A 22,219-nucleotide genomic window follows, 5' to 3' on the forward strand; every position below is an offset into this window, starting at 1 on the left:
CTGCGGGTTCTGGACCGACCTTGCCCGCAAGGCCGGTCCAGAACCCGTTTGCAAGAATCCCTCAGCCCATGGTGTGGTCGAACAGGATCTTGGCGCCGATGCCGATCAAGGTCAGACCGCCCGCCAGTTCCGCCCAACGGCCCATCCGATTCCCCGCCGCTCGACCGATCAGCACGCCGCCAAAAGCGACGCCGAAGGTGACGGCGCCGATCAACAGCGACGTTGTGACCATATCGACATCGACCAGCGCCAGCCCCGCGCCCACCGCCGCCGCGTCGATGCTGGTGGCGACCGCCGTGGTCATCAACGCCAACCATTCGGCGCGCGCGCTGCGGGCGGGCGGGCCGCAATCCTCGGCGTCATCGTCATCGCCAAAGGCGTTGCGGATCATCGCCCCGCCCACCGCCAGCAACAGGGCGAAGGCGATCCAGTGATCGACCGCCTCGACCAGATTGGCGAAGGCGACGCCAACCGACCAGCCGAACAGCGGCATGGCGAATTGGCAGACGCCAAAGGCCACGCCGACCTTCACCGCTTCGGGCAGACCGGGACGGCGCAGGCAGGCCCCGCGCCCAAGGGCGGCGGCGAAAGAATCCATCGACAGGCTGAAGGCGAGCGCCAGGGAGGTGCCAATCACACGAAAATCCTCGGCCAGTCGAATCGCAGTGGATTCAGACGGACTCCGGCTGGCCTTGCGGAGCGGTCTGAACCACTGGTCTCGCCTGGTCGGCCCCGCAGGGCCACTGTGCGCGCCATGGCGGTTGCGGCGAACGCCGAACCGGCCAAGTCTGTTGACGCGAACCCCTCACCGTTGCCGGAGGGTGGCTACTCCCCAATGACGGGGGAAGTCCTACAGACTGTGGGGGGATTGGTCAACCCTTTTGACCGATCAATCAGGACAATCGGGTGAAGGGCTATAAACCTGTATAGAGGATTTTCCGTCATCCCCGCGAAGGCGGGGATCCAGGCTTTTCGGTCAGATTCTCTCTGCGAACTCTGGATCCCCGCCTTCGCGGGGATGACGAATTTCCTAATGAAGGAATTTCAAGCCTTCACCCGATTGCCCTGCCAATCAATCAGGACAATCCTCTGACGCCGTGCGGTCGTAAGCCTTTTCGCCGCGCAGATAGGTGCGGGCGACGGCCCGGTCATCGCCCAAGGTCATCAGGACGAACAGCTCCTCCTCCAGATCGCCGTCGATGGCGTTCATGCGATGTCGCATAGCGGGCGTCGCCCGCGCGTCGAGCACGACCAGATCGGCCCAGCGCCCCGGCTCCAGCGTCCCGATCTCATCATCCATGCCCAGCGCCGCCGCGTTGCCGCGCGTCATCAGATCGAAGGCGGCGAGGGCCGACAGATTTTGTCCGCGCATCTGCAAGACCTTGTAAGCCTCCCCCGCCGTGCGCAGCATGGAATAGCTGGTGCCGCCGCCGACGTCGGTGGCCAAAGCCTGCCGCACCGGGCGATCCGCCCGCGACAGCGCCGCCCGGTCGAACAGCCCGCTGCCGATGAACAGGTTGGAGGTTGGACAGAAGACGGCGACCGAGCCGCTTTCGGACAGGCGGCGCATCTCATCCTCCGACAGATGGATGCAATGGCCGAACAGCGAGGTCGGGCCGAGCAGGCCGAAACGGTCGTACACGTCGGTGTAGTCGCGCGCGGTCGGGAACAGGCGGCGGACGGTGGCGATCTCGTCAAGGTTCTCCGACAGATGGGTTTGCATGTGAACGCCGGGATGCTCGCGCAACAGCGCGCCCGCCGCCTCCAACTGCGCCTCGGTCGAGGTGATGGCGAAGCGCGGCGTCACCGCGTAACGCTGCCGCCCGCGCCGGTGCCAGCGTTCGATCAGCGCCTTGCTGTCGGCGTAGCCGCGTTCCGCGCTGTCGGTCAGGGCGGCGGGGGCGTGGCGGTCCATCATCACCTTTCCGGCGATCAGACCGGCGCCGCGCCGTTCGGCCTCGGCGAACAGGGCGTCCACCGATTGCGGATGCACCGAGCCATAGGCCGCCGCCGTGGTCGTGCCATTGCGCAGCAGCTCGTCCAGAAAGAAGCGCGCTCCGGCGGCGGCGTGGGCCGGGTCGGCGTATTTCTGCTCCTCGATGAAGGTGTATTTTTCCAACCAATCCAACAGTTGCGCGCCGTAGGAGGCGATGACCTGGGTTTGCGGGAAATGGATGTGGGTGTCGATGAAGCCGGGCAGAATCAAGCCGTCAGGATGATGATCGACCGCCGCCCCCGCCGGGATTTGGTCTTTCACATCGGCGTAGGCCCCGACGGCTTGGATGCGGCCATCGGCGATCAGCAACAGCCCGTCAGGGATAAAATCATGACTGTCGGCGTCCCCCGGCCCCGTCGGCGCGCGCCGGAAGCTGAGCAGACGTCCGCGCAGGGCGGCGAAACGGGGCGGAGCGGGCGAGCGGTCGGTGGCGTTCACGGCAAAAGTCCCAAGGCGAAAATCCCAAAGCGATCAGCGGGCGGCGGCGCCCGACCACGCGGCCAGAACGGCGCGTTCGTCGGGGGTGACGCCGGTGACGTTGGCGGGCGGCATGGCGCGGCTCAAACCCGCCTGGACGCGGATTTGTTCGGCGTGGCGGCGGATCGCGGCGGGTGTGTCGAGAACCACCCCGCGCGGCGGCGCGGCGATGCCGTCCCACACCGGGGTTTCGGCGTGGCACATGCTGCACCGGGACAGCACGATCTCCTCGACCTGCGCCGTGGTGACGGGCAGCGCGCCGACCTTGACCGATTTCTCCGGGCCGAAACCGCTGAGCCAGACGGCGATCAACATCCCGGCGACGGCGACGCCCCAGGTCCACCAGGGCGACGGTTTGCCCGCGTGCTGGCTGTTGAAGAAATGGCGGACCGCCGCGCCGACCACCAGCACCAGGGCGACGATCACCCAATTGTACCGGGTGGACGTCACCAGCGGGTAATGGTTGGAGATCATCAGGAAGATGACCGGCAGCGTCAGATAATTGTTGTGCAGCGAGCGCTGCTTGGCCTGTTTGCCGAGCGCCGGGTCCGCCGCCTCTCCGCGCATCAGGGCGGCGACCGTCTTGCGCTGGTTGGGGATGATGAGCATGAAGACGTTCGCCGCCATCATGGTGCCCATCAGCGCGCCCATTTGCAGCATCGCCCCGCGCCCGCTGAACACCCGCGTCATCGCCCAAGCCGTCGCCACCAGCAGGACGAAGCCCGTCGCGGCGAGCGCCACATCGTTGCGGCCAAGCCGTGACTTGCACATCCGGTCATAGGCGAGCCAACCCAGCGCCAACATCCCGGCGCTGACGCCGATGGCCTGCCAAGGGGCCAGCGCCAACACATCCTGGTCGATCAAAAACAGATCGGCCCCCCGGTAATAAAGCACGACCATCAAGAAGAAGCCGCTCATCCAGGTGGCGTAGGATTCCCATTTGAACCAGGTCAAATCGTCGGGCATGTGGGGCGGGACGACCATGTATTTGGTCATATGATAAAAGCCGCCGCCGTGGATTTGCCAGGCGTCCCCCGCCGTGCCGGGCGGCGCGCCCTCCCGCCGCTTCAGCGAGGCGTCGAGATGGATGAAGTAAAAGGACGATCCGATCCAGGCGACGGCGGTGATGACATGCAGCCACCGCGCCATCGTGTTGATCCACTCCCACAGGATGGGTTCCATCGCGCGCGCTCTCCTATTCGGAACGGGTTGGGTCGGAACGGGTTGGCGGGTCTTCCTGTCAGCAGAGTACGGGCTTTTCCGCCCCATGGGAAACCGGGCCTGCGTTTCCAACAGCTTCAAAGAATGACGAAGAATGGCGCGCAGGATCCTCGCCGCCGCTCCGTCGAACCAACCAGCCGCGAAAAGACCCTGGACAGCGCTTGGTTGCTGCGGTAAACCTCCTTCCAAGTTAGTAAGTAAGTGCTTACTTGTGCCAAATCTTGAACGGCGACTCAATCCATGGCCCCCCGTCTCACCAGCGCCAACCGCCGCAAGGCGATTCTCGACAGCGCCCTGCCGTTGTTCGCCCGCAAGGGTTTCGCCGCGACAACAACGAAAGAGATCGCCCAGGCCGCCGGGGTGTCGGAGGCGTTGATCTTCAAACATTTCCCCTCCAAGGCCTCGCTGTATGAGGCGATCTTCCTCACCTGCATCGACGAGGATCCCGAATACGCCCGGCTGGTCGCCCTGCCCGCCTCCACCGCCGCGCTGGTTCAGATGATTCAGGGGTTGGTTCGGCATTTCGTCGTCGAGTTGCCTGACGACGCCGAAGAACGGACCCGCCATCGTCTGACCATGCTCAGCCTGCTGGAGGATGGGGAGTTCATGCGGCAGGTCTATGACGGTTTGCAGGAACGCTTCATGCCAACCTTCACCGCCGCCGTGAAGGCCGCCGCCGCCGCTGGCGATCTGACCGACGGGCCGGTCGTCGCGGAAAACGGCCTGTGGTTGGCCGACCATCTGAGCTTGGGGTTGGCGTCCGTTTGCCTGTCAGGTCGTCCACTCGTTCCCTACAACGGCGACCGGATGGACTTGGCGCGGCAAACCATCTGGTTCATCCTGCGCGGGCTTGGGTTGCGCGACGACGCCATTGCCGCGCAGGAAAAAAATTCCCGCTTCCCTTTCGTGCCTTTCGATCCCATGTGCGCGCCTGGCGCAACACCCGACCAAACCGATCTGATTCGGAGCAACTGACCGTGACCTTCGACAATTCCCCCAAGACCGAAACGTCGTTCGGCCATCCGGCGGCCTCTCCGGGCCATGCGACGGGCGGTCCTGGCGAACGCCCGCCGGTCCGGCGCGGCGCCCTGGCCGTGCGGCTGGTCATCACCTTGATCGTGCTCGTCCTGCTGGGGGGCGCGCTCTACGGTTTCAACAGCTTCCGCGCCAAGGCCATCGCCGATTTCTTCGCCAACAACAAACCGCCGCCCACCCCGGTCTCCCTGGCGCCGGCGACGGTCCAATCGGTGCCGAAATATTTGACCGCCATCGGCACCTTGGTCGCCGCGCGTCAGGTGACGGTGGCCCCAGAGGTCGCCGGGCGGGTCATGCAGATTCCGTTCGAGTCGGGGGCTTCGGTCAAGACCGGCGACCCGCTGGTGCAGATGAACGATTCGACCGAGCAGGCCGACCAACTCGCCCAGCGCGCGCAAGCCCGTCTGGCCGAACTGAATCTGGAGCGTTACCGCGATCTGCGCCGCAGCCAAGCGACGCCGCAAAGCAACGTCGACCAGTATCAGGCCCAGCTTGACGAGATCAACGCCAACATGAAGCGCACCCAGGCGTTGATTGGGCAAAAGCTCATCAAGGCGCCGTTCGACGGCGAGCTTGGCATTCGTCAGATCAACGTCGGCGACTATGTGACGGCGGGCGCCACCATCGTGACCTTGACGGACCTCAAACATCTTTACGTCAATTTCTCCCTGCCGGAACAGGCGTTGCCCAAGCTGTCCATTGGGCAGAAACTGCTGCTGAACGCCGATCCGCTGCCCGGTCGCGATTTCGAGGCGACGATCAGCACGATCGAACCTCAGGTCAGCGCCGACACCCGCGCGGTCAAGGTCCAGGCGACGCTCGACAATCGCGAGCGGGCGTTGCGCCCGGGCATGTTCGCCAACGTCCGCGTCGTGCTGCCGCCGCAGGACAACACGCTGACGGTGCCGGAAACCGCCATCGATTACACGGTGTATGGCGATTCCGTCTTCGTCGCCGTGACTGAAAAAACGCCCGACGGCAAGGAACAGTTGGTGGTTCAACGCCACCCGGTGAAGGTCGGCGACCGCACGCAAAACCGGGTGGAGATCCGCGACGGGTTGAAGCCGGGCGACCGCGTCGTCGTGTCGGGACAGTTGAAGCTGTCGAACGGCGCGGCGATCACGGTGTCGGACAGCCAGGCGCTGACCGCGCCGTCGTCCCTGCCGCAAAATTGAGGTTGGCGTCATGAAGTTCACCGATCTCTTCATCCGCCGCCCGATTCTGTCGGTCGTGGTCAGCCTGCTGATCCTGCTGATTGGCTTGCGCGCTTTGCTGGAAATGCCGATTCGGCAATATCCCCAGCTTCAAAACACGGTCATCACCGTCACCACCGCCTATCCCGGCGCGTCGCCCGACCTGATGCAGGGCTTCATCGCCACGCCCATCGAACAGGCGGTGTCGTCGGCGGAAGGCATTGATTACCTGACCTCCTCCTCGACCCAGGGGCAAAGCGTCGTCACCGCCCACATCCGGTTGAATTTCGACCCGAACGTCGCGATGACCGACGTGATGGCCAAGGTCAACCAAGTCAAATACCAATTGCCGAAAGAGGCCAACGACCCGGTCATCCTGAAATCGACCGGCGAATCGACCTCGATCCTCTATATGGGGTTCGCCAGCACCGAACTGTCGGGCGCCGCGATCTCCGATTACCTGACCCGCGTCATCCAGCCCAATCTGGCGACGGTGGACGGGGTGGCCCGCGCCCAGATCCTGGGCGGGCAAACCTTCGCCATGCGCGTCTGGCTCGACCCCGTGCGGATGGCCGCGCGCGGCATCGCCCCCGGCGACGTGTCGGCGGCCATCGTGGCCAACAACTACCAGTCCGCCCCCGGCCAAACCAAGGGCGTGTTCGTCATCACCAACGTCACCGCCAACACCGGCCTGACCGACGTCGAGCAATTCCGCGACATGGTGGTGAAGGCCAAGGACGGCGCGCTGGTCCGTCTGCGCGACATCGGCACGGTGGAGTTGGGCGCGCAAAGCTTCAACGCCAGCGTCGCCATGAATGGCCAACAGGCCATCTTCATCGGCGTGGATTCGACGCCGACCGGCAACCCGCTGAACATCGTCGCCGCCATCCAGAAAATGGTGCCGGAGTTGCGGCGCAATCTGCCGCCCAACATGACGATGGAGATCGTCTATGACAGCACCCGCTTCATCCAATCCTCCATCGACGAGGTGGTGAAGACGTTGGTCGAGGCGGTGGCCATCGTCATCGTGGTGATCTTTCTGTTTCTGGGATCTTTCCGGTCGGTGTTGATCCCCATCGTGACGATTCCGCTGTCGATCATCGGCGCCTGCACCTTCATGCTGGCGCTGGGCTTCTCGATCAATCTGCTGACGTTGTTGGCCATGGTGCTGGCCATCGGTCTGGTGGTCGATGACGCCATCGTCGTGGTGGAAAACGTCCATCGCCATCTGGAGGAGGGAAAATCACCCGTCGCGTCCGCCATCATCGGGGCGCGGGAAATCATCGGCCCGGTCATTTCGATGACCATCACGCTGGCCGCCGTCTACGCCCCCATCGGTTTTCTGGGCGGTTTGACCGGCGCGCTGTTCCGCGAATTCGCCTTCACGCTCGCCGCGTCGGTGATCGTGTCGGGCGTGGTGGCCTTGACCCTGTCGCCGATGATGTGCTCGGTCATTCTGACCGGCCATGGCGATCAGGGGCGCTTCGCCGCCTTCCTGGACCGCAGCTTTGACCGGTTGTCGGGTTGGTATGTCCGCCGTCTGGACGGCATGTTGAACTACCGTGCGGCGACGCTGCTGTTCGCGTTCGGCGTTCTGCTGAGCGTCGGCTATCTCTTCGCCAACACCATGAGCGAACTGGCTCCGGAAGAGGATCAGGGCATCCTGTTCGGCATTTCCAAGGCGCCGCAATACGCCAATCTGGATTACGTCGACAGCTTCGGCAAAGAACTGGACGACGCCTTCAAGGCGTTCCCTGAGACCGACACCCGCTTCATCCTGACCGGCCTGCCGACGCTGACGCAGGGCTTCGCGGGCATGATCCTGAAGCCATGGGACGAGCGGACCCGCACGGCCAAACAATTGCAGCCGCTGGCGCAGGCCGAGTTGAACAAGATCACCGGCGTCAACGTCTTCCTGGTGTCCCCGCCCGCCCTGCCCGGCTCGACCGGCGGTCTGCCGGTGCAGATGGTGATTTCCAGTTCCGGCGATTACCGCACCATCTTCGACGCGATCGAGCGCATCAAGGAGGCAGCCAACAAAAGCGGCATGTTCATCGTCACCGACAGCGATCTGCAATATGACAGCCCGGTGATCCGACTGAAGATCGACCGCGCCAAGGCGGCGGATCTTGGCCTGTCGATGAAGTCGGTTTCCGACACGCTGGCGGTGATGGTCGGCGGCAACTACGTCAACCGCTTCAACCTGAATGGCCGCTCTTACGAAGTGATCCCTCAGGTGCCGCGCGCCCAGCGTCTGACCCCGGAGGATCTCGGCAAATTCTACGTCGCCACCGGATCGGGCGCGCAAATTCCGATTTCCACCGTGGTGTCGATCGAAACGGCGACCGAACCCAACGCGCTGAACAAGTACAACCAGTTGCCCTCGGCCACCTTCTCCGCCGTGCCGATGCCCGGCGTCACCATCGGCCAAGCGGTGGATTTCCTGGAAGAGCAGGCGCGCGCCCAGCTTCCCGCCGGGTTCAACCACGCCTATCTGTCGGAATCGCGCCAGTATGTGACCGAAGGCAACCAATTGATGGTGACGTTCGCCTTCGCGTTGATCGTCATTTATCTGGTTCTGGCCGCGCAATTTGAGTCGCTGCGCGACCCACTGGTGATTTTGATTTCGGTGCCGATGTCGATCTGCGGCGCGTTGCTGCCGTTGTTCTTCGGCCTCGCCACCATGAACATCTACACCCAGGTTGGTCTGGTGACGCTGATCGGCCTCATCAGCAAGCACGGCATTCTGCTGGTGGAATTCGCCCGCGAAATGCAGATCAACGAGGGGGTGGACCGCCGCACCGCCATCGAACACGCCGCCCGCGTCCGCCTGCGTCCGATCTTGATGACGACGGCGGCGATGGTGGTGGGTCTGGTGCCGCTGCTGACCGCCGCCGGGGCGGGCGCCGCCAGCCGCTTCTCCATCGGTCTCGTCATCGTGGCCGGCATGATGATCGGCACCCTGTTCACCCTGTTCGTGCTGCCCGCCGTCTACACCGTGCTGGCCAAGGACCACCACGCGGCCACGCGAACCCAACGCGCGGCGGAACTCACCGCCCTGTCGTAACGCAAAGATTCGGCGTTTCCCTCAAAAGCCCTTCTCCCCAATCGGGAGAAGGGCTTTTTTTGCGCAGCCACGCTTTTGGAAATTTGACGGCCCTCTGGCCGGAAACCACATCACGGGTGGACAGCAAAAGCGCACGAAATGTTTTTCAGAAATGATCCGCCGAATTTCCCGATATTTTTCCCTCTTATTGGACATTTTTGAAGAGACCCGAAAATATTTGTTTCAACGAAATCGACCAATCCTTTCCACGATTGAGGAAGAGCGTTTAAAATTCCATTGTCGCTATCTCCACAATAAATGTCATGCTATGAGCTTGGCGCGTTGCGCCCAGGGGTTGCCATCAGCAACGGCCATCCGCAGCGCGCAAGTCGGGTTCCCTTTTGCAGGAAAGCGCCCTGTCGATGCCCATGCGCCCATTTCTCCCCGTCGCCCTGGCTGTGATTGGCATGCTGGCCACGCTGCTTGCCTCTGCCGCCGCCTGGTCGCAGGACGCCACGCCCTTCCGCATCGGCATCGCTCCGCACACCAGCGCGCGGGTCATCATCGAACAGTATCAGCCTGTCCGCCAAGCCGTGGAGGCCGCCGTCGGGCAGCCGGTGGAAATCATCACCGCCCCAGACTTCACGGCTTTCGCCAAGCGAGCGTTGGAACAGGATTACGACATGGCCGTCACCACCGGCCATCAGGCGCAATTGCTGACGAGCGACGCCGGTTATCGCCCGCTGCTGACCTACGCCGCCGATTTCCGTGGCGTGGTCATCGCCGCTGCGGGCAGCGGGCGCGACACCGCCGAATCACTGCGTGACTCCACCGTTCTGGGGCTAAGCCCGTCGTCTCTGGTGACGCTGTGGGGGCAACATTGGCTGAAGGACAAGGCCGTGCCCAACGTCCAGATCCGTTATGTCAGCGCCGCCGACAGCCTGGCGCAACTGGTGCTGTCCGGTGAAGCGACCGCTGGTTTCATGTCCTTGGCCAACCGTCACAAACTTGCGCCCGAGGTTCAGGCCAAGCTGACGACCATCGCCGAAAGCCCGGCGATGGCCGGGCGGGTCTATTTGCTGAACGCGCGCAAGGCGGCGCTGTTCGACAAAATCCACGACGCGCTGTTGGCGTTTGGCGCGACCACTGAGGGAAAAGCCTATTTCGACACCAACGCGTTGGGCGGTTATCGTGAGGTTTCCGACGCCGAACTGGCCGCGATGGAGCCGCTGGCCGACGAGGTGCGCCGCGTTCTTAAGGCCAAACCATGATCCTGTCCCGTCTGGCGCCTTGGAAGACCCTGCGTGGGCGCATGCTGGCCGCCGCCATGGCGGTTGAAACGGTGATGCTGACGCTGCTGGTCGCCAACAGCGTCCGCCTTCTCTACAGCAGCCTGACCGAACAGGCGCAGTTGCACGCCGATCAGGTGACGCCGGTTCTCAACGCCGCCCTGGTGGCCCCCTTGGCCCAGCGCGATTACGCCACGCTTCAGGCGGTGCTGGACGAAAGCCGGTCGGGCGGCGGGGTCGAGTATCTGGCGGTCAAAGACAGCGGCGGCAAGCTGGTCGCCATCAGCGGCTGGCCGCGCGACCGGGCGTTGCCGGCGCCGGAAAAGACCCTGACGCTGGAGCCAAAGGACGGCGCGGCCCGCTACGACGTGTCGGCGCCGGTGGCCTTGGCCGGGCAACGGTTGGGCAGCGTCCAGTTCGGCCTGGAACTCCAACACATCGTCGCGGCGCGCAAAGACCTGCTGCTCCAGGGCGTCGCCATCGCCCTGTCGGAAATCCTGCTGTCGGCGGGCCTGCTGACTTTGCTGGGTCTGTGGCTGACCCGGCATCTGTCGTCCTTGACCCGCGCCAGCGAACGGGTGGCGGCGGGCGATTACGCCCCGGCGGCCCTGCTGGAAGGAAACGACGACATCGGACGGTTGGGGGCCGCCTTCAACACCATGTCGCGCGCCATTGGCGAACGGGTCGAACAACTGACCATCGCGCTGGATGAACAGGAATCGCTGGCCCGCGACGTTGAGCAGGAACGGGCGCGCTTGTCGGCCCTGCTGTCGGCCATGGATTTCGGCGTGTTGTTCGCCGGGAGCGACGGACGAATCGTCTACGCCAACCCAGCCTTCGCCGTGCTGTTCGCCATCGGCGGCACGCCCGTCGGCGCCAAGCTGAGCGACGCGTTGAGCGACGGCGGAAACGCCCCACGCGACGCCGACGCGTTGGATCTCTCCGCCATCGACGATGACGAGCGGCGCGAGATGACCTTGACGGACGGGCGCATCGTCCGTTGGCACAACGTCCCGGTGCGCAACGGCGGGGGGGCGACCATCGGCAAGCTGTGGCTGTGCGTCGACGTCACCGAACCCCGTCTGGCCGCCCAACAACTGATCGAGGCCAAGGACAAGGCCGAGGCCGCCAGCCGTTCCAAAACCGAATTCCTCGCCACCGTCAGCCACGAGCTGCGGACCCCGATGAACGGCGTGTTGGGCAATCTAACCCTGTTGGGCGACAGCAATCTGGGACCGGACGACAAACGACTGGCCGACGTCGCCCGCCGGTCGGCGGAAAGTCTGCTGCGGTTGCTGGACGACATTCTCGACCTGTCCAAATTGGAGGCCCGCCGGATTGAGCTGGAGGAGGCCGATTGCGCGCCCGCCCAACTGGTGGAAAGCGTGCTCGACGTGTTGCGCCCGCGCGCCGCCGAAAAGGGCGTCACCCTCAACGCCCGCATGATGCCGTCGGTCCCCGAGGTGATCGTCACCGACCCGGCCCGGCTGCGCCAGATCCTGTTCAATCTGGTCGGCAACGCGGTGAAGTTCACCGAAGAGGGATCCGTGTCCGTGCGCGCCCGACGGGGCGAGGATCGCGACAATGGGCGCTTCCTGCTGGAGTTCGAGGTGGAGGACAGCGGCATCGGCATCGCGCCGGAGGCCGTCCCCTCGCTGTTCGACCGTTTCACCCAGGCCGACAACTCCATCACCCGGCGTTACGGCGGCACCGGCCTTGGGCTGGCGATCTGTCGCGACCTGTGCATCATGATGGGCGGCGTCATCGGGGTTGAAACCGCGCCGGGACGGGGCAGCGTCTTCCGCTTTTCCATCGTCGCCCGGATCGGCGATCCGTCAGCCTTGCGGTTGGTGGAACCCAGCGTGACCGAAGCCGCCCGCAACGCCGCCCTGCCGCCGCTGCGCGTGTTGGCCGTTGACGACATCGACGTGAACCGCGACATCGTGCGCGGCATTCTGGAGCGTTCCGGCCACACGGTGGCGTTGGCCGCCAATGGAAGCGACGCCGTCCGTCTGGCGCGCGAGCAGGATTTTGACCTGATCCTGATGGACATCCAGATGCCGGGCATGGACGGTCTGACCGCCACCCGTCGCATCCGCGACCTGCCCGCCCCACACGGCCAGACGCCGATCATCGCCTTGACCGCCCACGCGTCGGGCAGTTCGCGCCCGGAATGCCTGTCGGCGGGAATGAACGGCTTCGTGACCAAGCCCTTGCGCCCGATCACTCTGTTTGCTGAAATGACCATGGTGTTGGCGGGGACCACCCAGCGTCCTCCCGCCGCGTCTCTTGCGAAAGACGATGCGATCATGCCCCCGACCGTCGCGCCCGCGCCATCCACTGACGATGCTCTTCTCGATCACGAGCAGATCGACATCCTGATGGAGGTTCTGGAGCCGGAGGATTGGGAAAGCTCCCTGTCCGGCTTTGCCGAGAATGGCCGAATCACCATCGACGCGATGATCGCCCAAGCCCGCGCGGGTGAACCGCACAACCGCAGCGCCCACACTCTCAAAGGCATGGCGCTGAATCTCGGCGCGGCGGCGGTTGGCAATCTGGCCAAAGAGCTTGAAAACGCCCCCTCCGCCGCCGTGCTCGACACGGTTGACCGGCTGTCCGACCTGTTCGACCGCTCGCTGGTCGCCATGAAAACAGCGGTCCGGTCAACCGCCTGAACGTTGATCGGAACGGTCGCTCACCCCGGTTGACCGTCCGCGCGCGGGGCCAGCAGGATCGGCGCGTAAACCACCAGATACAGAACGAAAGCGGCCAACCACGCCAGCCCGGCTCCTTGCAGACTGGGCCACACCCAATCCACCGGCAGCAAGGGCGACGCCGTGCGGGCCGCCGCCGCCAACGTCAGCAGGGCGTAGGCCATCACCGTCAGCGGCGCCGCCACGATCCGCCGCCCGGTGTGGCCCAGCGAGGCCCGGCTCATCACCGCCAGAATCAGCGTGGCGAAGGCGCCGATGGTCAAGGCATGCACGCCCGCCGCCGCCGGAATCCCGACCAGCGCGTGCAGCGCCTTCAACAGCAGCGCCACCGGAATCCACAAATAGCCCAGATGCAGCGCCCACAGAATCGGTTGCCGCCACGCCCGCCAGCCGCGCCACCCGACCAGCCGCCAAGCGTGCGCCAGCGCAGCCGCCAGAGCCAGCCCACCGAACAGACCGCCGTCGGCGTCGAACATCCCCACCGGAATCAGCGCCAGGGTCAACCCCAGCGTCGCCCGCTCCACCCACGGCCAGGAGGTGACGTCCCCGCCCGTCTTGCCCAAGCCGTTGCGGGTGAAGGCGGGCAGGATCCGCCCGCCGATCACCGTCGCCATCATCAAGACCACGCCCAACCCCAGCGTCAGCCCCAGATCGACGCCATCTTCGACCCATTCCAGCCATTCCAGATGAATCAGCAGGTTGGCGGTGAACAGCAGGGCGAGCAGCAGCAGAAAGGCGCTGTTGCGCGCCTTCCCCGCCCGCATCAAGGGACCGGCCAACACCACCGCCAGAACCGGGAAAAAAGCCAAATCCAGCAGCGCGGCCAACAGGGGCGGCGCGCCGGTCCAGGGGAACAGCGCGACCCGCCCGGCCAACCACAAGCCGCTCAAGCCGATCAGCGGCCAACCGGACGCCGCGCGGGTTCCGGTCCAGCTTGGCACGGCGGTCAGCAGGAAACCGGCGATGGCGGCGGCGATCATGCCGAACAGCATCTCATGCGCGTGCCAGCCGCTCGCCCCCATCGGTCCGTCGGGCCACTCCCCGGTCAACAGAACGCCCAGCCACGCCGCCAGCAACCCGCAGGCGGCCAGACCGGACAGCAGAAAAAAGGGGCGGAAGCCATAGTGGAACAGGATGGGCGGACGGGGCATCGCGGTCACTTTCCAATCAAGGTCGCGCCACTCTGCGGCCCGTTGCGCCAACCGCGCCTTGACGAACGTCAAGCGACGAACGTCAAGCCAGGCGCGCGGCGGCGCCCAACCGACCCGCCCCGAGTCTGATGGACGCACGTCATAGATGACCTACGACATTCCATCTATGAACACTCAAGTATATGGTTTTTAATGATTTTTATCGATCAATTTTTTGAGTTGCGCACATCAAAATTTTGCGGAATGATCCGCGTCATGAACAGTCAAGATTTTCAATCAAACGCCACCTTGAAGGATGTGGCGGCGGCGGCGGGGGTCAGCCTCGCCACGGTGGATCGCGTCATCAACGGGCGACCGGGGGTCAGCGACAAAACCACGCGCAAGGTGAACGACGCGATTGAGCGGCTGAATTTCCATCCGCTGGCGGCGGCGGCGGAGTTGGCGCGCAGCCGCCCCTGCCGCTTCGCCGTGCTGCTGCCGCGCGGCGACAACCGATTCATGGCGGACATCGCCGACAACATCCGCGCCCAAGCCGCGTGGTTCCGCGCCCGGCGAATCGCGGTGGAGATCATCGAAACCAACGTGTTCGACGCCGACACGCTGGCCGCCGAACTCGCCGCCCTGACCGGACGGTTTGAAGGGGCGGCGGTGGTCGCGCTCGACCATCCCCGCATCCGCGCCGCCATCGACGATCTGGTGGAATCGGGCATGGCGGTGGTGACGCTGGTGTCGGACGTGCCGTCCTCGCGCCGGGCGCATTACGTCGGCATCGACAACATCGCGGCGGGGCGCACGGCGGGGTCGCTGATCGGGCGTTTCCTGGGCGGGCGGAGCGGGCGCGTCGGCGTCGTCACCGGATCCGCCGCGCTGCGCGACCACGCCGAACGGCTGTTCGGCTTCGGGCAGGTGATCGCCGAGGAGCATCCCGGCCTGTCGCTGCTGCCGCCGGTCGAGGGGCGCGACGATCCCCAGCAAAACCGGGCGCTGGTCGCCCGCCTGTTGGCCGACGCCCCCGATCTGGTCGCGCTCTACAACACCGGCGAAGGGGCGGCGGGCATCGGCGCGGCGCTGACCGACGCCGGGGCCGCCCGCCGCATCCTGTGCGTCGGGCATGAGTTGACCCCGGACAGCCGCCGCCTGCTGCTCGACGGAACCTTCGCCGCCCTGGTCGTTCAGGATCCGGGGCATGAGGCGCGGTCCATGGCGCGGGTGCTGCGCGCCCTGGTGTCCGACCGCCCCATCCTTCCGGCGCAGGAGCAAATCCGCGTCGAGGTCATTCTGCGCGACAATCTGCCTTAACCACCCCCTCTCTCCGGCACGAAAGGCCGCAAGCCTCATGTTTCTTGGCATCGACATCGGCACATCCAGCGTCAAGGCGGTTCTGGTGAACGCCGACGGGGCCGTCGTCGCCAGCGCGTCCCGCCCCTGCACGGTGTTGCGCCCGCACCCGCTGTGGTCCGAACAGGATCCCGAACAATGGGTGACGGGCGCCGTCGCGGCGGTGGACGAGTTGGCCGCCGGTTGGCCCGACGCGGTGGCCGAGGTCGTCGGCGTCGGCTTTTCCGGCCAGATGCACGGCGCCACACTGCTCGACCGGGCGGGCAACGTGCTGCGCCCGGCGATCCTGTGGAACGACGGGCGGTCCTTCGCCCAATGCGCCGCGTTGGAGCAAGCCTTGCCCGACTTCCGCGCGGTCAGCGGCAACATCGCCATGCCCGGCTTCACATCGCCTAAACTGCTGTGGGCAGCGGAGCATGAGCCGGAGGTTTTCGCGGCGGTGGACAAGGTGCTGCTGCCCAAGGCCTATGTCCGCTGGCGTCTGTGCGGCGCGATGGTGGAGGACATGTCCGACGCCTCCGGCACCTTGTGGCTCGACGTCGCCGGGCGCGGTTGGTCCGACGATCTGCTGGCGGCGGGCAAGCTGACCCGCGCCCACATGCCCGATCTGGCCGAGGGTTCCGACGCGGTCGGGCGGCTGCCCGCCGATCTGGCCCGCCGCTGGGGGATGAAGACGCAGCCGGTGATCGCCGGTGGCGCCGGGGATTGCGCGGCGAGCGCGGTCGGGCTGGCCGCCACGGCGCCGGGCGACGCCTTTCTCAGCCTTGGCACGTCGGGCGTGGTGTGGGCGACGACCGACCGCTATCTGCCCAACCCGGCCTCGGCGGTCCACGCCTTTTGCCACGCGCTGCCGGGGGTTTGGCACCAGATGGGGGTGATGCTGTCGGCGGCGGCCTCGCTCGCCTGGGCGTCCTCCGTTCTTGGCGCGCCCGAGGCTGAGTTGCTGGCGCCGTTGGGCGACGCGGTGTCCGGCCCCTCCCCTGTCGCCTTCCTGCCCTATCTGTCGGGCGAGCGCACCCCCCACAACGACCCGACCGTGCGCGGCCTGTTCGCCGGTCTGGGGGCCGACACCGAACGGAACGCCCTCGTTCAGGCGGTGCTGGAGGGCGTCGCCTTCGCCGCGCGCGACAATCTGATGGCGCTGAACGCCACGGGGACCGCCCCCGCCTCCATCGATCTGGCGGGCGGCGGCTCACGCTCCCGCCTGTGGGCGCGAATCTGCGCCGACGTCCTGGGCGTCACCGTTCACCGCATTGAGGACGGCGAGGTCGGGGCCGCGCTGGGCGCGGCGCATCTCGGGCGGATGGCGGCGACCGGCGAAGCGCCGGGCGTCGTCTGCCGCAAACCCCGCCGTCTGGAATCCTTCACCCCCGATCCGGCCCGCGCCGCCGCCTACGCTTCGGCCTGGGAACGCTGGCGCCGGCTTTATCCGCTTGCCAAGGAGTACGCTTCGTGACGTCCGCCCCCTTCTTCGGCGATCTGGCGCCGATCACCTATCAAGGCCCCGACAGCCGCGACCCGCTGGCCTACCGCTGGTACGACAAGGACCGCGTCGTGCTGGGCAAGCGGATGGAAGACCATCTGCGCTTCGCCGCCTGCTATTGGCACAGCTTCTGCTGGCCCGGCGGCGACCCGTTCGGCGGGGAAACCTTCCTGCGGCCCTGGATGCACATGGCCGATCCGATGGAAGCCGCCCGCGCCAAGGCCGACGCCGCGTTCGAGATGTTCCGGCTGCTCGACATCCCCTTTTTCACCTTCCACGATCTGGACGCCGCGCCGGAAGGCGCGACCCTGGCCGAAACCACCGACAATCTGAAGGCGATCACCGACCTGTTCCATCGCAAGATGGAGGAGACCAAGGTCCGCCTGCTGTGGGGCACCGCCAACCTGTTCTCGCACCGGCGTTACATGGCCGGGGCGGCGACCAACCCCGACCCGGCGGTGTTCGTTCACGCCGCCGGTCAGGTCCGCGCCGCGCTGGAGGCCACACACGCGCTGGGCGGGGAAAATTACGTGCTGTGGGGCGGACGGGAGGGCTATGAAACCCTGCTGAACACCGATTTGAAGCGCGAGCTGGACCAGATGGGCCGCTTCCTGTCGCTGGTGGCCGAGCACAAGCACAAGATCGGCTTCAAAGGCCCGCTGCTGATCGAACCCAAGCCGCGCGAACCGACCAAGCACCAGTATGATTTCGACGTCGCCACCGTCTACGGCTTCCTCGAACGCTACGATCTGCTGGCCGACGTCAAGGTGAACATCGAACAGAACCACGCCATCCTCGCCGGGCACAGCTTCCAGCACGAGGTCGGGCTGGCCTACGCGCTGGGGATCTTCGGCTCGCTCGACATGAATCGCGGCGATGGGTTGCTGGGTTGGGACACCGACCAGTTCCCCAACGACATCGGCGAGATGACAATCGTCTTCCACGAGATTCTGAAGAATGGCGGTCTGGGAACCGGCGGCCTGAATTTCGACGCGAAGATCCGCCGCCAATCCATCGACCCGGCGGATCTGCTGCACGGTCACGCCGGGGGCATGGATTCCTCCGCCCGCGCCCTGCTCAACGCCGCCGCCATGCTTGAGGACCGCGCGCTGGAAGCCCCGCTGGCCGACCGTTACGCCGGATGGAACAGCCCGGAGGCCCGCGCCATCCTGGCGGGCGACGTCAGCCTCGCCACGCTGGCCGACCGCGCGCTGGCCAACGGCGCCGGTCCGCAACCCAACTCGGGCGGTCAAGAGCGGTTGGAGAACATCGTCAACCGTTACGTCTAACACCCGCCTTCATCCGAGCGGTCGGCGCGACGCCGACCGCCGCAACGCAACGGCCCCCGCAAACGACGGCGGGTCGATCTTGGGAGGAAAAACAACGATGAAACAGCGCATCGCGTCCACCGTCGCCGGTCTGCTTCTGACGATGACCGCCACCATGACCGCCAGCGTCGCTCTGGCGGCGGGGCCGACGGTCGGCGTGTCCTGGTCGAATTTCCAGGAAGAGCGGTGGAAGACCGACGAGGCCGCCATCAAGGCGGTGATTGAAAAGGCGGGCGGAACCTACGTGTCGGCGGACGCCCAATCCTCCCCCGCCAAACAGCTTTCCGACATCGAGGCGCTGATCGCGCGCGGGGCCAAGGCCCTCATCATTCTGGCCCAGGATTCCGACGCCATCCGTCCGGCGGTGGAAAAGGCGGCGGCGGAAGGCATTCCGGTCGTCGGCTATGACCGGCTGATCGAAATCCCCTCGGCCTTCTACATCACCTTCGACAACAAGGAAGTCGGGCGGATGCAGGCGCGCGCCGTTCTGGCCGCCAAGCCGAAGGGCAATTACGCCTTCATCAAGGGGTCCTCGACCGATCCGAACGCCGACTTCCTGTTCTCCGGCCAGATGGAGGTGCTGAAGGACGCGATGGCGCGCGGCGACGTCAAGAATGTCGGCGAGGCCTACACCGACAAATGGCTGCCCGCCAACGCCCAGAAGAACATGGAGCAGATTCTGACCAAGGCGAACAACAAGGTCGACGCCGTGGTCGCCTCGAACGACGGCACGGCGGGCGGCGCCGTGGCGGCGTTGAGCGCCCAGGGTCTGGCCGGGTCGGTGCCGGTGTCGGGCCAGGACGGCGACAAGGCCGCGCTGAACCGCATCGCGCAAGGCACGCAAACCGTGTCGGTGTGGAAGGACGCCCGCGAATTGGGCCGCCGCGCGGCGGAAATCGCCATTGATCTGGCGGGCGGCAAGGCGATGAAGGCGGTCGCGGGGGCCACGACCTTCGACGGTGGGCCGAAGAAGCAGAAAATGACTTCGCTGTTCCTGACGCCGATTCCCATCACCAAGGACAATCTGAACCTCGTCATCGACGCCGGTTGGGTGACGAAGGATGTCGTCTGCCAGGGCGTCAAGAAGGGGACGGCGAAGGTCTGCGACTGATCCTTTCCGGTTTACGGCCCCGCCGCGCGCCGCTGACGCGCGCGGCGGGGCTTTCCCATCCTTGACGTCACCTCACCACACAATGGACCCAAGCATGCGCGACGCCCTGCGAGCCTTGGAGCTGGATCTCCGCCTGATCGGGATGATCGGCGCGCTGGCCGTGATCTGGATCGGCTTCGACATCCTGACCGGCGGCGCTTTTCTGACCCCGCGCAATCTGTGGAACCTGTCGGTGCAGGCGTCCTCCATCGCCGTGATGGCGACCGGCATGGTGCTGGTCATCGTCACCCGCAACATCGACCTGTCGGTCGGCTCGATCCTCGGTTTCACCGGCATGGTGATCGGCGTCGTGCAGACGCAGTTCCTGCCCGACCTCTGGGGCTTCGACCATCCCTTGACCTGGGTGGTCGCGGTGCTGGTCGGCGTGCTGGTCGGCGGGGCCATCGGCGCCGTTCAGGGCGTCATCATCGCCGTTCTGGGCGTGTCGTCCTTCATCGTCTCGCTCGGCGGGCTGCTGGTCTGGCGCGGCGGGGCGTGGTGGGTGACGACCGGCCAGACCGTCGCCCCGATGGACAGCCTGTTCAAACGGCTGGGCGGCGGGTTCGAGGGCGCCATCGGCGCCGGGCCAAGCTGGATGATCGGCGTCGCCGCCACCCTGCTCGCCATCGCCGTCTCGCTCGTCAGCCGTCGGCGGCGCGCGCAATACGGCTTTCCCGTCCGCCCGCCCTGGGCGGAGGGCGTGGTCATCGCCCTGCTAAGCGTCGCCATTCTGGGCGCGGTCCTGGTGGTCAACGCCTACCCCCTGCCAGCCCCCATCGTGCGGCGGATGCTGGAGGCGCAAGGGCTGGCGAGCGACGGCGACTTGCCGATCATCGCGCACGGCTTCGCCATTCCGGTGTTGATCGCGCTGGCGGTCGGCGCGCTGGTGACGTTCCTGTCCAGCCGCACCCGCTTCGGGCGCTACGTCTTCGCCATCGGCGGCAACCCGGAGGCCGCCGAACTGTCGGGCATCAACACCCGTTGGGTTCTGGTGTCGGTGTTCGGCCTGATGGGCGCGCTGTGCGGCCTGTCGGCCTGCATCGCAACCGCGCGCCTGAACGCCGCGACCAACGCCAACGGCACTCTGGACGAACTCTACGTCATCGCCGCCGCGATCATCGGCGGCACCTCGCTGGCGGGCGGCGTCGGCACCATCCATGGCGCGATGCTGGGGGCGCTGGTGATGCAGTCCCTGCAATCGGGCATGGTTCTGCTGGGGGTGGACACGCCGATGCAGAACATCGTCGTCGGCGTCGTTCTGGTCGCCGCCGTCTACATCGACACCATCTATCGTCGCGGCGTGAAGTGAGAGGGCGTGACATGAACAGCACCGCAACCCACAACGGCGCCGCCGGACGCGGCGTCCCGCTGGTCGAGATGCGCGACGTCTCCATCGCCTTTGGCGGCATCAAGGCGGTGGACGGCGTGTCGGTCGATCTGCACCCCGGCGAGGTGGTCGGGCTGCTCGGCCACAACGGCGCGGGCAAATCAACGCTCATCAAGATCCTGTCGGGGGCCTACCCCGCCGACCAGGGCGAAATCCGCATCAACGGCGAAACCGCCCACATCGCCAGCCCGCGCGACGCCAAACGCTATGGCATCGAGACGATCTATCAGACGCTGGCGCTGGCCGACAATGTGGACGCCGCCGCCAACATCTTCCTGGGCCGCGAACGGTTGACCCGCTGGGGCACGCTGAACGACCACGCGATGGAGGCGGAGGCCCGCGCCGTCATGGGCCGCCTGAACCCGCATTTCCGCCGCTTCAAGGAGCCGGTCAAGGCCCTGTCGGGCGGTCAACGCCAGTCGGTCGCCATCGCGCGGGCCATCCATTTCAACGCGCGCGTCCTCATCATGGACGAACCCACCGCCGCCCTGGGTCCGGCGGAAACCAAACAGGTTGGCGATCTGGTGCTGCAACTGAAAAAGGAAGGCATCGGCATCTTCCTGATCTCCCACGACATCCACGACGTGTTCGATCTGGCCGACCGCCTGCATGTGATGAAAAACGGCAAGCTGGTCGGCAGCGCCCGCGTGGCCGACGTCACCAAGGACGAGGTTCTGGGGATGATTATCATGGGCAAATGCCCGCCCGGCGCGACGCCGGGACCGGGCGCGTCGGGCTGACGGCGGCTTTCAACCAATAAAACGCCGCTGCGAACCGGAGATGGAATGATTTTCGGGGGCCAGCGGCGTTTTGCACCCTGGGATGTTGTGGGCCATGCAGGGGATTGACCGAACTCCGTCAATGCCGTATTTTAAGCGTTGTGAAGACGCCCTTCGATCCCACAAAGAATCAAATCAATCGCGCCAAGCACGGGTTGGACCTCTCCTTCGGCGCCGACGTCTTGCGCGATCCCAACCTGATCGAGGCCCTGGATGACCGCATGAGCTATGGTGAGGAAAGGTTCAACGCCTTGGGGATGGTGGCCGGAACGCTGTATGCCGTGACCTACACGGAACGGGCTGACGGTGTGCGTTTCATTTCTGTACGGGCGGCTGGCAAACGCGAAACTGACCGCTACTTCCAAGCCAACATCTGATGGGGAACCCAATGACCGAGGAAACCTTCACCGACGAACAGCTCGCCGCGATGAAGCGCCCGCCCCTGGCCAAGCGGGTGCGCCGCTCAACCGGGCTGTCGCAGGAAGCGTTCGCTGAACGCTTCGGCATTCCGTTGCGCACCCTTCAGGAATGGGAGCAGGGCCGCCGGGAACCGGATGGGGCTGTGGAATCTTACCTCCATGTGATCCAAAAGGCCCCCGATCTGGTCGCGCACGCGCTGGCCGCTGAATGAC

General features: G+C 65.8%; 17 protein-coding genes and 1 riboswitch. Of the genes, 13 read left to right on the plus strand and 4 right to left on the minus strand.

Annotated features, from left to right (window positions below; translation table 11 throughout):
* Positions 1 to 61 precede the first annotated feature (61 nt).
* The 3 genes from ACODS4_RS17495 to ACODS4_RS17505 all read right to left on the minus strand — a co-directional run bounded on the left by ACODS4_RS17495 (position 62) and on the right by ACODS4_RS17505 (position 3,655).
* A complete protein-coding gene (locus ACODS4_RS17495) occupies positions 62 to 598 on the minus strand; it encodes a manganese efflux pump MntP (protein WP_488866073.1) in 537 nt (178 codons plus the stop codon).
* A 126-nt stretch (positions 599 to 724) separates the two neighbouring features.
* A riboswitch (yybP-ykoY riboswitch) is annotated at positions 725 to 846 on the minus strand.
* A gap of 226 nt (positions 847 to 1,072) precedes the next feature.
* Positions 1,073 to 2,434, minus strand: coding sequence for a guanine deaminase (guaD, locus tag ACODS4_RS17500; protein WP_488865886.1), 1,362 nt, complete (start codon positions 2,432 to 2,434; stop codon positions 1,073 to 1,075).
* A 33-nt stretch (positions 2,435 to 2,467) separates the two neighbouring features.
* Positions 2,468 to 3,655, minus strand: coding sequence for a urate hydroxylase PuuD (locus ACODS4_RS17505; protein WP_488865888.1), 1,188 nt, complete (start codon positions 3,653 to 3,655; stop codon positions 2,468 to 2,470).
* Positions 3,656 to 3,934: 279 nt separating this feature from the next.
* Between ACODS4_RS17505 and ACODS4_RS17510 the strand changes: the two genes are divergently transcribed.
* From ACODS4_RS17510 to ACODS4_RS17530, 5 genes are all read left to right on the plus strand, one after another.
* Positions 3,935 to 4,669: a TetR/AcrR family transcriptional regulator gene (locus ACODS4_RS17510; RefSeq protein WP_488865890.1), complete on the plus strand. Its 735-nt coding sequence runs from the start codon at positions 3,935 to 3,937 to the stop codon at positions 4,667 to 4,669.
* A gap of 2 nt (positions 4,670 to 4,671) precedes the next feature.
* Complete coding sequence (locus ACODS4_RS17515) at positions 4,672 to 5,904, plus strand: efflux RND transporter periplasmic adaptor subunit (RefSeq protein WP_488865892.1); 1,233 nt, start codon at positions 4,672 to 4,674, stop codon at positions 5,902 to 5,904.
* 10 nt (positions 5,905 to 5,914) lie between these two features.
* Complete coding sequence (locus tag ACODS4_RS17520; protein ID WP_488865894.1) at positions 5,915 to 8,989, plus strand: multidrug efflux RND transporter permease subunit; 3,075 nt, start codon at positions 5,915 to 5,917, stop codon at positions 8,987 to 8,989.
* A gap of 401 nt (positions 8,990 to 9,390) precedes the next feature.
* On the plus strand, positions 9,391 to 10,239 hold the full coding sequence (locus tag ACODS4_RS17525; RefSeq protein ID WP_488865896.1) for a phosphate/phosphite/phosphonate ABC transporter substrate-binding protein: 849 nt from the start codon (positions 9,391 to 9,393) through the stop codon (positions 10,237 to 10,239).
* Positions 10,236 to 12,932: a hybrid sensor histidine kinase/response regulator gene (locus ACODS4_RS17530; RefSeq protein ID WP_488865898.1), complete on the plus strand. Its 2,697-nt coding sequence runs from the start codon at positions 10,236 to 10,238 to the stop codon at positions 12,930 to 12,932. Before ACODS4_RS17525 ends, ACODS4_RS17530 begins: the two co-directional genes overlap by 4 nt.
* Before the next feature lie 20 nt (positions 12,933 to 12,952).
* On the opposite strand, the gene ACODS4_RS17535 is transcribed toward ACODS4_RS17530, so the two are convergent.
* Positions 12,953 to 14,122, minus strand: coding sequence for an NnrS family protein (locus ACODS4_RS17535; protein ID WP_488865900.1), 1,170 nt, complete (start codon positions 14,120 to 14,122; stop codon positions 12,953 to 12,955).
* Between the two features lie 255 nt (positions 14,123 to 14,377).
* Between ACODS4_RS17535 and ACODS4_RS17540 the strand changes: the two genes are divergently transcribed.
* The 8 genes from ACODS4_RS17540 to ACODS4_RS17575 all read left to right on the plus strand — a co-directional run bounded on the left by ACODS4_RS17540 (position 14,378) and on the right by ACODS4_RS17575 (position 22,218).
* A complete protein-coding gene (locus ACODS4_RS17540) occupies positions 14,378 to 15,421 on the plus strand; it encodes a LacI family DNA-binding transcriptional regulator (RefSeq protein ID WP_488865902.1) in 1,044 nt (347 codons plus the stop codon).
* A 37-nt stretch (positions 15,422 to 15,458) separates the two neighbouring features.
* Positions 15,459 to 16,916, plus strand: a complete 1,458-nt coding sequence (gene xylB, locus ACODS4_RS17545) for a xylulokinase (RefSeq protein ID WP_488865904.1) — start codon at positions 15,459 to 15,461, stop codon at positions 16,914 to 16,916.
* On the plus strand, positions 16,913 to 18,232 hold the full coding sequence (gene xylA, locus ACODS4_RS17550) for a xylose isomerase (protein WP_488865906.1): 1,320 nt from the start codon (positions 16,913 to 16,915) through the stop codon (positions 18,230 to 18,232). Before xylB ends, xylA begins: the two co-directional genes overlap by 4 nt.
* Positions 18,233 to 18,329: 97 nt before the next feature.
* Positions 18,330 to 19,382, plus strand: coding sequence for a D-xylose ABC transporter substrate-binding protein (xylF, locus tag ACODS4_RS17555; RefSeq protein ID WP_488865908.1), 1,053 nt, complete (start codon positions 18,330 to 18,332; stop codon positions 19,380 to 19,382).
* Between the two features lie 94 nt (positions 19,383 to 19,476).
* Entirely contained in the window at positions 19,477 to 20,730 is a 1,254-nt protein-coding gene (locus ACODS4_RS17560; protein ID WP_488865910.1) for a sugar ABC transporter permease, read from the plus strand.
* A gap of 11 nt (positions 20,731 to 20,741) precedes the next feature.
* Complete coding sequence (locus tag ACODS4_RS17565) at positions 20,742 to 21,548, plus strand: ATP-binding cassette domain-containing protein (protein WP_488865912.1); 807 nt, start codon at positions 20,742 to 20,744, stop codon at positions 21,546 to 21,548.
* Between the two features lie 104 nt (positions 21,549 to 21,652).
* Complete coding sequence (locus ACODS4_RS17570; protein ID WP_488865914.1) at positions 21,653 to 21,964, plus strand: BrnT family toxin; 312 nt, start codon at positions 21,653 to 21,655, stop codon at positions 21,962 to 21,964.
* Between the two features lie 11 nt (positions 21,965 to 21,975).
* Positions 21,976 to 22,218, plus strand: a complete 243-nt coding sequence (locus tag ACODS4_RS17575) for a helix-turn-helix domain-containing protein (RefSeq protein ID WP_488865916.1) — start codon at positions 21,976 to 21,978, stop codon at positions 22,216 to 22,218.
* The last annotated feature ends 1 nt before the right edge of the window (position 22,219 follow it).

The sequence above is a fragment of the Azospirillum sp. FG154 genome (assembly GCF_057809575.1).

Coding starts and splice junctions, on each gene's coding strand:
- ACODS4_RS17495 (WP_488866073.1), bottom strand. CDS start 598: ATGGATTCTTTCGCCGCCGCCCTTGGGCGCGGGGCCTGCCTGCGCCGT.
- ACODS4_RS17505 (WP_488865888.1), bottom strand. CDS start 3,655: ATGGAACCCATCCTGTGGGAGTGGATCAACACGATGGCGCGGTGGCTG.
- ACODS4_RS17510 (WP_488865890.1), top strand. CDS start 3,935: ATGGCCCCCCGTCTCACCAGCGCCAACCGCCGCAAGGCGATTCTCGAC.
- ACODS4_RS17520 (WP_488865894.1), top strand. CDS start 5,915: ATGAAGTTCACCGATCTCTTCATCCGCCGCCCGATTCTGTCGGTCGTG.
- ACODS4_RS17525 (WP_488865896.1), top strand. CDS start 9,391: ATGCCCATGCGCCCATTTCTCCCCGTCGCCCTGGCTGTGATTGGCATG.
- ACODS4_RS17530 (WP_488865898.1), top strand. CDS start 10,236: ATGATCCTGTCCCGTCTGGCGCCTTGGAAGACCCTGCGTGGGCGCATG.
- ACODS4_RS17535 (WP_488865900.1), bottom strand. CDS start 14,122: ATGCCCCGTCCGCCCATCCTGTTCCACTATGGCTTCCGCCCCTTTTTT.
- ACODS4_RS17540 (WP_488865902.1), top strand. CDS start 14,378: ATGAACAGTCAAGATTTTCAATCAAACGCCACCTTGAAGGATGTGGCG.
- xylB (WP_488865904.1), top strand. CDS start 15,459: ATGTTTCTTGGCATCGACATCGGCACATCCAGCGTCAAGGCGGTTCTG.
- xylF (WP_488865908.1), top strand. CDS start 18,330: ATGAAACAGCGCATCGCGTCCACCGTCGCCGGTCTGCTTCTGACGATG.
- ACODS4_RS17560 (WP_488865910.1), top strand. CDS start 19,477: ATGCGCGACGCCCTGCGAGCCTTGGAGCTGGATCTCCGCCTGATCGGG.
- ACODS4_RS17565 (WP_488865912.1), top strand. CDS start 20,742: ATGAACAGCACCGCAACCCACAACGGCGCCGCCGGACGCGGCGTCCCG.
- ACODS4_RS17575 (WP_488865916.1), top strand. CDS start 21,976: ATGACCGAGGAAACCTTCACCGACGAACAGCTCGCCGCGATGAAGCGC.